The organism is Psychroserpens mesophilus (assembly GCF_000826645.1).
GTDB classification, from domain to species: domain Bacteria; phylum Bacteroidota; class Bacteroidia; order Flavobacteriales; family Flavobacteriaceae; genus Psychroserpens; species Psychroserpens mesophilus.
In genome coordinates, this window is sequence record NZ_JXJP01000021.1 from 34,979 (window position 1) to 47,058 (window position 12,080).

Annotated in this window: 12 protein-coding genes; 7 read left to right on the top strand and 5 right to left on the bottom strand. The window is 29.4% G+C overall.

All coding sequences use genetic code 11. The annotated features are described in order from the left end of the window. Positions 1-79: 79 nt before the first annotated feature. The 4 genes from TD18_RS14685 to TD18_RS14700 all read right to left on the bottom strand — a co-directional run bounded on the left by TD18_RS14685 (position 80) and on the right by TD18_RS14700 (position 3,132). Positions 80-1,075 carry a ComEC/Rec2 family competence protein gene (locus tag TD18_RS14685; protein ID WP_040254119.1) on the bottom strand — a complete coding sequence of 332 codons (996 nt, stop codon included), beginning with the start codon at positions 1,073-1,075 and terminating at the stop codon, positions 80-82. Then, positions 1,069-1,788 carry a hypothetical protein gene (locus TD18_RS14690; RefSeq protein ID WP_040254121.1) on the bottom strand — a complete coding sequence of 240 codons (720 nt, stop codon included), beginning with the start codon at positions 1,786-1,788 and terminating at the stop codon, positions 1,069-1,071. The genes TD18_RS14685 and TD18_RS14690 overlap by 7 nt, the downstream gene beginning before the upstream one ends. Continuing rightward, complete coding sequence (locus TD18_RS14695; RefSeq protein ID WP_040254123.1) at positions 1,764-2,468, bottom strand: hypothetical protein; 705 nt, start codon at positions 2,466-2,468, stop codon at positions 1,764-1,766. Before TD18_RS14695 ends, TD18_RS14690 begins: the two co-directional genes overlap by 25 nt. Before the next feature lie 457 nt (positions 2,469-2,925). After that, positions 2,926-3,132 carry a hypothetical protein gene (locus tag TD18_RS14700; protein WP_040254125.1) on the bottom strand — a complete coding sequence of 69 codons (207 nt, stop codon included), beginning with the start codon at positions 3,130-3,132 and terminating at the stop codon, positions 2,926-2,928. Between the two features lie 124 nt (positions 3,133-3,256). Between TD18_RS14700 and TD18_RS14705 the strand changes: the two genes are divergently transcribed. From TD18_RS14705 to TD18_RS14730, 7 genes are all read left to right on the top strand, one after another. After that, positions 3,257-4,165 (top strand): hypothetical protein, encoded by a 909-nt coding sequence (locus TD18_RS14705; RefSeq protein ID WP_040254127.1) that lies wholly within the window; start codon positions 3,257-3,259, stop codon positions 4,163-4,165. Between the two features lie 95 nt (positions 4,166-4,260). Next, positions 4,261-4,539 (top strand): helix-turn-helix domain-containing protein, encoded by a 279-nt coding sequence (locus TD18_RS14710; protein ID WP_040254129.1) that lies wholly within the window; start codon positions 4,261-4,263, stop codon positions 4,537-4,539. Positions 4,540-4,543: 4 nt separating this feature from the next. After that, positions 4,544-4,927 (top strand): hypothetical protein, encoded by a 384-nt coding sequence (locus tag TD18_RS14715; RefSeq protein ID WP_040254132.1) that lies wholly within the window; start codon positions 4,544-4,546, stop codon positions 4,925-4,927. Between the two features lie 97 nt (positions 4,928-5,024). Continuing rightward, entirely contained in the window at positions 5,025-6,326 is a 1,302-nt protein-coding gene (locus tag TD18_RS16830) for a hypothetical protein (protein WP_052461205.1), read from the top strand. Continuing rightward, positions 6,323-6,547, top strand: a complete 225-nt coding sequence (locus tag TD18_RS14720; protein ID WP_040254134.1) for a hypothetical protein — start codon at positions 6,323-6,325, stop codon at positions 6,545-6,547. Before TD18_RS16830 ends, TD18_RS14720 begins: the two co-directional genes overlap by 4 nt. Positions 6,548-7,023: 476 nt before the next feature. After that, positions 7,024-10,251, top strand: a complete 3,228-nt coding sequence (locus TD18_RS14725) for a type ISP restriction/modification enzyme (RefSeq protein ID WP_040254136.1) — start codon at positions 7,024-7,026, stop codon at positions 10,249-10,251. A 39-nt stretch (positions 10,252-10,290) separates the two neighbouring features. Continuing rightward, positions 10,291-10,509 carry a hypothetical protein gene (locus TD18_RS14730; protein WP_040254137.1) on the top strand — a complete coding sequence of 73 codons (219 nt, stop codon included), beginning with the start codon at positions 10,291-10,293 and terminating at the stop codon, positions 10,507-10,509. A 233-nt stretch (positions 10,510-10,742) separates the two neighbouring features. Here TD18_RS14730 and TD18_RS14735 read toward each other — a convergent pair whose 3' ends face one another. After that, positions 10,743-12,065 (bottom strand): tyrosine-type recombinase/integrase, encoded by a 1,323-nt coding sequence (locus TD18_RS14735; RefSeq protein ID WP_040254139.1) that lies wholly within the window; start codon positions 12,063-12,065, stop codon positions 10,743-10,745. Positions 12,066-12,080: the final 15 nt, after the last annotated feature.

A 12,080-nucleotide genomic window follows, 5' to 3' on the forward strand; every position in this document is an offset into this window, starting at 1 on the left:
TTTATTTATAAAGTGTTACGGTTTTCTTTTTATTATATTTGTACGGTTTTTGTACGATTAAAGAAAATACAAGTTTTTTTTAAATTTTCTCACAGATATCTTTTTCTAGTTTAAAAATCAAATCTCCTCTTTCAGGTTTAGTAGAATATATAGAACTAATTAGGTCCAAGTTATTTGATTTTTTTTGAATAGTGGAAGTCTTTTTTGTGATTCCATTTATCAAATCTGTTCTTTCTATTTTATAATGTGCAAGTTTTTGAAAATATCTTAATACTTCTGAATTTGGATGGCCATAGGAATTTGGACCGACTGAAAATACTATTGGTGTTTCTTTCGTTCTTTTTCGTAACTGCCAAAATAGAATATTATGGTTTCTCTTAGATCCGTGATGAGGTGATTGACCTAAGCCAATTCTATTCAATCCCAGTCGCCCACTTTTCCTGTTACCGATTCTTGTAAGAACATTTTTTTCTGAATCGGAAGTTAATAATGCTGAGATTTTATCATTATAAATTCTTAATACTGTAGACAGCCAGTTAGCATTTGGATGCCCAAAAACACCTTCTTCGTCAAAAGGAAATTTTACACTACTAATGTATTTATCTATTTCGATAGAAGAAGGAGCCAATACTTCCATTTTAAATTCTTCTCCGAGAGGAATAATCATATTGGGGTTATCATCTAAAACATACCTTTCGATTTGATTATTATCTATCATTTTGTTTAAAAATAACCACAATTTCTGAAGTTCTCTGCTAGCCTCTTTACTGCGTGTTGCCATCATCAAGTAATCGGGTGTAACAAGTGAGGTATGTAAAAACCTCTTTACCTTAATGTTGTTTTTTATGCAATAATCTAAAAGATCAAACATTCCTGAAAAGTGGTCTAAATGGGGGTGTGTTAATAAAATAAATTCTATTTCTATTATATTATTAACCTTAATATGATCTAAAACTGGATTGGAATTGGAGTAAATATTACAATCAATTATAGCAATTTTATTTGTGTCATCCTCTGACCACTCGAGTATAATTGAATCACCTTGTCCAACGTCTTTAAAAATTAATCTTACCACTTATCTAACTTCTTATCTTGAACCCTTCCTTTGAGCTCTTCCCATCCGTCTTTTAAATCAAATAAGTCTAAATTAACTAAGCCTTTACCCGGATATATATCAATTCTAAATGATCCTGGTTTAGTTTTTATTTTCATTAAAATTGGAATATCATTGTCAAGATCGGTAACATTATTAAATAATTTTCGAGGAAATACTCGGCTTTCAAAATACTTTAATTCTTCATCAAGTAAACAATCTACGTAAACACTTTCTTCATTAAAACTTATGACCTTACTTTGAATTGATTCTACACTATCCCAATTTTCATTTAAAATAGTCTCTTTATTTTTGAAGAGGTTTTCTAAAAATAAACCAGCATCTTCGGCATTTGAATAGGATTCAATTTCGTTAGGTAAAATATCATCATCAGAATCAGTAGTAGTTATAGTGGGCTGAGCAGAATCTTTCAAATGATTATCAGATGATGTGATTTCTTCTTGCGCCATGGTGTGGCCGACATAAGCAGTAAAATGCCTTAAATTCTCTACATGCCGAGGTTCATTTAGTGCATTAAAATTAAAATTTTTCCGCCAAGAATGTTCAAAATAAGTTATCTTAGATAAATCTTTAACAATCAAGTTACTATGCCTTTTAAAAGGGTCGTAACTAAAAACCGGAACTTTATGGTCTAGCCCTAAATTACCTTTTATTTTTTTCTCAGTTTCTTGCATAGATCAGAGAATATTTTAGTCGATTTTTCCTCTTCTTTCGAGAAATTATCTAAGTTAATTTCGTTTGATTTTAAAAAGTTCTTGTACTCAAATATAACGCCGGTAAATTCAATATCACCTAGTCTATTAATATTTAATGGAACAATAGTCCTATTCATAATATCTGTGGGATTCAAATAAGGACCAAATCTAATTTCCGTTAAATCACCAGATTCTTTTTTTTCCAACATTACTATTGCGTAATCAGAAAATTCCGAAGATATATCCTCTAAATCATCATTAAATATTTTACTCTTAAACAACTTTGGTAAATTATCTAAACTTGTGTCAAGTTTTGCCACATAAGTAGTAGCAAACAAGAACGACTTAATATTACCGAATCCTTCGATTGATTTTATCCTATCTAATATTTTTAAAAAAGGTATTTCTACATAGGACTTTTTCTTAACAAAAGTTTTTATTTCTCCCTGTCCTCTGAGAACTAATCTATCCCAAGAAACCATTATGAGATAATTGTCTTCATCAAACTTTAAAATCGTCATTTCTTCAGTGCTATTTTGTTTGTCAACACTGACATCACTTGCTAACTTTACAAATGGAGCCAATAGACTTCTTGATATTTCAGAAAAATCTAGAATTTTAGTAAATCGGATTTCAAATTGAAATGCGGTATTTATCATTTTAAATGATTTATTTGAAGTTAAATATAAAAAAATAGATGAATATGAGTACTAATTTTAGTTCTTATTTCATTTCCTCATCTCTTTTTTCATAGGCTTTATTTGCATTTATTTATTTAATTATGACTATTTTTTTTGATTTTTCTTTTCTTCCCTGAGCCATTTGTTGATATGCTTATTATATTGTCGCTCGTAATCTTTTAGCAGTTTAGTGTATTTAAGGCCATTTGTTGGAACTTCTATTAACCAGTAATTAATTAGTAAAATATTATAAGGTTTTTTAGGTTCTTTTACCCATTTATCAAAATTGACATATTTAGGGAAGAACTGCAGGGCGAATTTTTGAGTATGTAATTTTCTACTAGAGTATTCCTCTTTATATTTTTTTTATTCCTATTTGCTACGTATGGCATAAAATTAATATACAATGTGTGTATTATATCATGTAAAGCCATATTTAAATTGATTTAGTTTTTTCAGTTTCAAAACTCCTAAATTCGATAATGGAATTTTCTTCATTATATACAACTTCAATAAAAAATTTATCGAATGAATAACATTCATATGCTTCCTCATTAGTTAAATAGTTGTATAAAAAAACACCTCGATCCATTGCTTTGTATTTATCATTAAAGGATAACATGTTGAATTCTGCTAGTGTCATAAATGGATAGTCTTTTGAACTAATTAATCTAAAACGTTTGTTTAAAAATACTAATTAAAAATCAATGCTATTCGATTTCATTCAATTTGATTGATTAATTTTAATGACTATAAAACTCTCTTGAATGGCATCTTATAATATTGATGAATCATATAAAGAATATAGTACCCAGGATATATTTAGGACTATTCAATGCCTTATAAAGGATAGTACTTATACGACCTATCAAAAAATTCTCTTAATTGCGTTCACTCTGAAATACATTTCGGACGAAAATCTATTAAATAGCACAATAAGTATTCTCAAAGACTGTAATTGGTTGCTGAATGACAGTCAAATATTATTGCCTTTAAAAGAGAAGTTTAGCAATGAAGAGTATTCTGATAATGATAAAACTAGAATTAAGGCTTTCGCATATTCAGATTATCTGGCTTATGAGGTTCAATTTAAATACTATAGTAAGGAGTGTGATTTGCCAAAATTATATATAGAAATTATTGGACGTGAAGTAAAAAGTAACCTCAATCAAATTGTAGAAATTATAAAAAAGTGTTCTATGAATTTGGTTTTAAACGACGTTATTTCTCCAATTACACCAATAGAACAAGAGTGCGAATATAAAAAAATAATTACAGCCATGTCGAACATTGATTATGAACATGGAACTGATTTTTTTGATAGGGACATTTTTCATTTATCGAATCTCAAAAATAATATTATTAATACCAATCATTTTCAAACCGCGAATGATGTATTTGCACATCCTAGAATTTTCACGACTGGCTTAGGTTATAAATTATTTGAATTACTAAAAGATAATTTGGTTAAAAACGATCACGCCGATTATAGTTTTATATACAGAATGATGATTAAAGATGATTTGATCTATCCTACTGTAGGAGATAGTGAGTTCAGAGAATGGTTAAATAATGAATACATGATTGTTATTGATAAAACTAAACAATACGACAATTGTAAGACTATCGATAAAATTAATCTTTATTCAATTCTTAAAGACAGTATTAAACCCTAGAAAAAGACCATACCCAAAATACTACATTTTTGTATCCACGAGGGTTTTAAACCTATTGGAGATTTGTATCAAATTAATCTTAAAACATTAAAAAGATGCAAACAGTACAATTTATTCAAGTAACGCCGGAGCAACTTCAAAACGCAATTATTGAGGGTGTAAAATCTCAACTAGAAGATTTAAAGAAACACTTTCAACCTAAGGAACCAAAACAATACCTAGGACGACAGGAGGTTGCAAAAATGCTTTCAGTTGATTTGTCAACGGTTCATAACTGGACCAAGAAAGGCATATTAACAGCAAATCAAATCGGTGGCCGAGTTTTTTATTTGCGTTCAGACGTTGAGAATGCAATAGTTAAACTAAAAAACTAAGGCAATGAGGACGGCAACACCTAAGCCAATAGTTCATATATTCAAGGAATATAATATTGGAAAGTTCAAAACTACAAGACATTACAAACTTGAAAAAGTATTAAATGGTTCTAATCAATTAACTGATATTATTAATATCTCTAAAGATAGAAATTGTGCACAGTCAATGCCAGATTATTGGTTACAAGTGCGAGAGGGAAAAAGGTGGAAAAAACCTCGCTTAACTGGATTATTTAGAACAGGTAAAAACTTCATTTATAAAGGCGATACCGATAATCGGACTAACTTAGTCTTATTCAAGTTTTCAGAAAGCGCAGAAGCCTTGACAATTTACTTTTATAGTAATTTCTATACTAAAGACATCACTTCATTATTAAACACAATTTAAAAATGACATAAAAAAAGACGGTTGTTCAAAGACCGTCTTTTAATTGTTCAAATGGTTCTAGTGGCAACACTTAAACCGAATACGAAGATACAAAATAATGCCAATAGATTATCTGAAAATATTGAGTAAAAATGAGCAGTTTGCAGATCGGTTATTTAATAACCCTTTGTTAGATAAGTATGCTTTAACTCAAAAATTCAATAATAAACTGGATCAAGAAAGTCAAATAATAAGACAGGCTACTCACATAAAAGCATACAAAGAAATTCTATTTTGTTTTTTCACTAAAAATGAGGTGTTTACTAAAATAGAGATTCTAATAAAACCACATTATTATTTTAATGATAACCTGCATAATGCAAATGATTTTACAGTATTAAATTGTATTAAGGTGCTAACAGAAATTAAAGATGTTTTTGGTTTTCCTGCGGAAGAATTAATCATTTTGAATATAGAGTTTGGTATAAATTTTTTAAGTCCGATTGATTGCACCGATTTAATTTCATATAGTATCTACCATGAAAAAAATGAGTTTATTAACTCTAGCGATAGCCTACGATTTAGTAAGATAAGTTTTAAGCATAATAAAGACGGTAAGGCGAATAAATACAAACAAATTAAATTCTATGCTAAAGGTTTGCAATTTCCTGACTATTCGGATATTAATAATTCTAGGTTTGAAATTAAAAGCAAAGAGCGTAAATACATTAAATCATTAGGTATCTATAATTATTCAGATTTATTAAGGCTAGAAACCTTTAATACATTAGCGCAAACTTTAAGATTGGAATTTAGAAAAGTATTGATACTTGACATTGATAACAATGGGCAAAATTTAACGATTAAGGAACTTTCAAAACTAAATGAGTATCGTAATTCTTATAAATGGGTTAAAGCGTTACAAGGTAGTAGAAACCTTTTTAATAAATACAAGCAGGAATATTTTAAACTTTTAGATAAAACAGGGAATAATTTACATAGTAATCTCTATACAATAATTAATGATAAACTAAGAGGACTATTAAAACCGTGTGCAATTTCCACACCCCTAAATAAAGAAAAACCGAGTGCAATTTCAGACGTATATATAATTGGAAACTGCACACAGCCAAATTTAAAACGTTGCCCAATAACTGGGATTGATTTATTCAGAGAAAAACCAGGTTCAAAATATATTAAAACGAAAACTATAAAACACCTAATGAAACATAATGTTGAGGTGTACAGAAATTTGTGTAGCATACATATTCCTAATAATGGGAAGAAGCCAAAGTATGAATCTAATATAGTTAGTCATTTAAGAAAACAAATAAGAAATAGATACTATAATTCTAATCCAATTAAGCAAGTTGGATATAGAGTAAAGCAGTATCAAAATCAATTAGAATTAGAATTATGAAAACAACTGAACAAGAGCGAGATACTTTAATAAAAATTTTTGAACAAGTACCTTTTGATGAACATTCATTCGTTTGGTATATTCTCAATACTTATATTCATAGTCAAATTCCTGAGTTTCCAGTTTTGGAATTAAGTTCGACTAAAGAAATGCATAATTTAAAAGGTGCTTTAGTTGATGTTTTTGATTTAGTGAGAACAAGGATTATTAGGGTAGTATGAAAGTGTACATTTGTACATTTTAATGTTTCACAAATAAAAAGAACTCAATAAAAAATTCCCATTAATTAGGATTAAATACAAAGTGAGTTTATAAAATATAACCACAAAAGATAGATCATTAAAAACCTGAATTAATTCAATGCTCAATCCCTGTAAACAACCCATACCCCTAAAATAATTCGTTTTCTTTTTTCTTGGCAATCGATTTTATATGTAATGAGTTTCAGACCTAATTACACATGAAATTTATTTAGAAGGTGTTTATGTATATGAGGATTAAGTTATTGAATTACTGTCCCACCTCAAGGAATAAGCACATTGAATAAAAACATGAAGATTTCACTAAATATGACTTATTAGAAGTTTAAGACTAAAAATTGAAAACTAGAAGTATTATTTTTCTGATTTAGGTTTAGGTCGGTTTCTTTTGTTAATTTAGTTCCAGTCAAAACTGATCAATAATTTAAAAACAGAATATGACAATAAAAGAATACGTTAATGTAGTAAGCAAAAGACTTCAATCTGGAATATCAAGAGAACATTCATATCGAGGGGATTTAGAAACTCTTATTAGAGATTTAGTACAAGGAATTGAAATCACAAATGAACCTGCAAACGTAACGGACTGCGGAAACCCAGATTATGTAATTACAAAAGGAAAGATTCCTATTGGATATATAGAGGCAAAAGATATTGGAAAGGACTTAAACAGTAAATCTTATAGAGAACAGTTTGGACGTTATAAAAAAGCACTAGACAACTTAATAATTACAGATTATATTTGGTTTCAATTTTTTCAAAACGGAGAATTAGTTCACGAAATTAAAATTGGAGAAATTGAAAATAATTCAGTTAAACCAAATCCCGAAAATTTTTCAAAGTTTGAGAATTTAATCAAAAATTTTTGTGTTCACATTGGGCAAACTATCAAATCGTCAAAAAAATTGGCAGAAATGATGGCTGGTAAAGCACGATTATTACAAGATATTTTAGAACGTGCTATAGCATCTGATGAAGAGACACAAGAAAACACCTCATTAAAAGGACAATACGATACATTTAAACAAATCTTAATTCACGATTTAAAACCTAAAGGGTTTGCAGATATTTATGCTCAAACGTTAGCCTACGGAATGTTTGCAGCAAGGTTACATGATACGACCTTGAATGATTTTAGTAGACAAGAAGCAGCAGAACTAATTCCAAAATCAAATCCTTTTTTGCGAAAACTCTTTGGTTACGTAGCAGGACCAGATATTGACGAAAGAATTGTTACAGTAGTTGATAACCTTGCTGAAGTATTTAGAGCAACAAATGTTGAGCAACTTTTAAAGAATTTTGGAAAAAGCACACAAACCAACGACCCAATAATTCATTTTTATGAAACGTTTTTGGCGGAGTATGACCCTAAATTAAGAAAATCTAGAGGGGTTTGGTACACACCAGAACCAGTCGTGAACTTTATAGTTCGTGCAGTAGATGATATCTTAAAAAGCGAATTTGAGTTACCACAAGGATTAGCAGATACTAGTAAAACTAAAATTAAGGTAAAAAATATTACTAAAGCGACAGCAGATAAAAGAAGTAAACTCAAAGAAGTTGAAGAAATCAAAGATGTACATAAAGTACAAATACTAGACCCAGCAACAGGAACAGGAACATTTTTAGCAGAAGTGGTAAAGTTTATCTACAATAAAAATTTTAAAACAATCTCTGGTGCGTGGAGTAGTTATGTGGAAGAACATTTAATACCTAGATTAAACGGGTTTGAGTTATTAATGGCAAGTTATTCTATGGCACATTTAAAATTAGATATGTTATTGACCGAAACAGGTTATAAACCTACTAAAAATAATAGACTCAACATTTATCTAACTAATTCTTTAGAAGAAGAAACAGGGGCTGTTCCTGATTTATTCATGGCGCAATGGCTAACTGAAGAAGCATCTATGGCTGATGTAGTAAAACGTGATACACCAGTAATGTGTGTGATTGGAAATCCACCTTATAGTGGAGAAAGTTCTAATAAAGGTAGGTGGATTATGAGTTTAATGGATGATTATAAAAAAGAACCAGGTGGAAAAGAGAAATTAAAAGAGCGAAACTCAAAATGGATAAATGCCGATGAGAATAAATTTATTAGATACGGACAACACTTTATAGAGAAAAATGGTGAAGGTATATTAGCATTTATTAATCCACATAGTTTTTTAGACAACCCAACATTCAGAGGAATGCGTTGGAAGTTGTTAAGTACATTTGATAAAATTTATACTCTAGATTTACATGGAAATAGTACAAAGAAAGAAATAAGTCCAGATGGTTCAATTGATCAAAATGTATTTGACATTAAGCAGGGTGTTGCAATAACTTTTTTTATAAAAACTGGTAAGAAAAAGTCTAAAGAATTAGGTACAGTATTTCATTATGAATTATATGGAAAACGAGATTTTAAATATGATTTTCTTCGGAATAACAGTTTAAAAACGATTGATTATGTAAAACTGCAAAATAAAGCACCTAATTATTTTATGATGCCAAAAGACTATGCAGCTGAAGAAGAATATAATGAAGGGTTCGATATCAAAAAATTGTTCATAAAGAATGGTGTTGGTATATGTTCTAAAAGAGATAAAATAGCATTTAAAAATAATAAGCAAGATATTGAAAAAGTTATATCTGATTTTAATAACCTCGATGAAGATGAAATAAAGACGAAATACAATATTCTAAAAGAGAGTCGTGATCAAAAGGTTTCGTTTGCAAAGAATAACATTTCTTCTTTTGGTATTGAGAGTAGTTATTTTAAAAAAGTAGAGTATAGACCATTTGATACAAAGTGGACGTACTACACTAATATGTCTAAAGGATTTCTTGCTTACCCTGTTTACGAGATTATGCAACACCTACTCAAGGATAATGTTGCATTAATTACAAACAGACAATGTCAAACTGTAAATTATCAACATGCATTTATAACCAACAAACCTAACGATTTACACATTACTGAAACCGCAAATGCTAATCCATACACATTTCCTTTGTATCTCTACCCAAGTATTTCAGATGGTGTCTTCACAGAAGAAAAACGAACACCAAATCTAAACCTAAAAATTGTAAATGAAATTGCTGAAAAAATAGGCTTAACTTTTATTAATGAAAAAGAAAAGACGGAAAACACCTTTTCACCAATAGATATTTTAGACTACATCTATTCAGTTTTGCATTCTCCTAGTTACAGAAAAAAATATAAAGAGTTTTTAAAGATAGATTTTCCAAGAATACCATATCCTAAAGACGAGAAAACATTTTGGACATTAGTAAAATTTGGTAAAGAAATTAGAGAAATACATTTATTGGAAAGTCCAAAACTTGAGGATTACATTACAAGTTATGAAATGGTAGAAAATGCAGAAAATGACCACAATGTAATTGCTACAAAAATTGCTAAGAAAGATTGGGAAATCATAGACCAAGAAAAGCAACTCGGTCGAATTTGGATAAACGAAAGTAAATATTTTGATAATGTTCCTGTTGCTGCTTGGGAGTTTTATATTGGTGGTTATCAACCAGCGCAAAAATGGCTGAAAGACAGAAGAGAAATAGAATTAAAATTTGAAGATATTTTACATTATCAAAAAATTATAGTTGCTCTTTCAGAAACGGACAGAATAATGAAAGAAATAGACAAAATAGAAATTTAATAAAACCAGTACATAAGTCAAAAATCAATAAGTTAGATTATGAAAAGATACATGCTCATTTTGATATTATTGGTTTTTACTTCTTGTACAAATCATCTAGAAGTAAAAGTAAATAATCCTGATGCTCAAAAAAGTGTAGATGCTATTAAAGAAAGACTAGACGATAAGACTTCAGAAAAATTTACTAATACATATTTTTGGTTTTTAGTCCTTGAAAATAGCGAAAAAAAAGGAAAGCAAAAAACAATTATGATGTAAAAAAAAGTGTGAAGATGTTACTCTTGGAGATATACTGAAAAGAGCAAAGGAATAATTTAATATTTCTTTATTTTCGATTTTGGCCTTTCAGGTTTTTTCTTATTCGTCTAACTTCTTCATCCGTTAAACTATCAATAAAATCAATTAACTTTTTTTTGGATTTTTCAAACTCGGTTTTAAGTATCTCGAAGTCTCTGTTATTTGTTGTATCGGTTTTCAAAATTTGATATTTATTATTGTGCTTTCTTTATAATTGTTAGTTGAGGTTCTTTTTTCTCTTTTAACTCCTGGAGTTTGTAGAAGTCTGCAATTTGTTGGGCGTAGTCTAAACCTTGTTTTCCAATATAGTTTAATAGCATTTTTTCAGTACTGTGAGCCGTTATTTGCATTATTAAAGGTGTTGGTAATGTTCCATATAAATTTGAAGCAAATGAACGTCGACACACGTGCGAGCCAATTAATTCCCATTTTTCATAATAGCCGTTAACCTTTCTTTTGTGAGTGTTCCCTTTACCTTTTTTGATAACTTCAATTACGCCACCTTGAATAGTTTCGTTTATTTCTGCTAATTGGCAAACGGTCTTGACATGCTTATTGAATTTCTGAATTGATATTTTGTAAGGCAGTCCAGTTTCTAATATCTTCTTTGTTGTTTCTAGAACTGGTATAGTTACGTTTTTTCCAGTCTTTTGTTGTTTTATTTCAATTACTTGTAAGCCGTTTCTGTTTACAAAGTTTGATTCATTTATGTTTAGTAAATCTCCACCACGTTGACCAATGTTACATCCTAATAAGAGCCATTTGCGAACGTTTTGTAATGATTCGGACTGTATATCTGCATCTTCTATTTTTTGTAGTTCGTTAGTACTTAAATAGATTATGTTTTCGTTCGTTGGTTTAGTGCTGTCAATCTTCTTTAATTGGAAACTGACCTCAACGCCATTTGTTTCAGCATCGAAACAAACCGTTTTTAAATCTGCTATTTTTTTAGTTGCATAACTTTTTTGATAACCTTTTTCATCAAGTAGATATCTTAAAAAATCCTTTGCAAATTTTACATTGACATCTTTGACTTTGATACTATTATTACTTTGATATTCAACAATGATATTTTTTAAAGACTTATAAGAGTTTACTCTGCTTTTGGATAAACCTAAGCCACCTTTTGCGTTTTTCCTAGTATCTGCATTATTTATGATGTCTTGTATTGCATCTGTCAGTAAGTCGCTTTGTTTGACATCCGTAATTGGATTGTAGAATAAATCCATTTGAGAAGTTAACCAGGCTTTATTTATTTCGCTTTCCTTAGCATTATTAAAAGCATCCAAAATAAAGTTTTCAATTTCTTGTAATTCTTTATTTACTTCAACTTGCTTATTTTTTACAATAGGATCTTTAGAATTGGTATTGTGTTTTTTCCAGTAAGATTTTTCAATACGGTACTTTGTCTTTGTGCTATAAACAAAATCTTTGCCGTTGGTATCTCTAAATAATAACCGTAATGTTAAGGGTGCTACTTCTTTTGTAGAACGTAGTAAAAAGTTAATCGTTGCCATAGTATAAGAAATTTG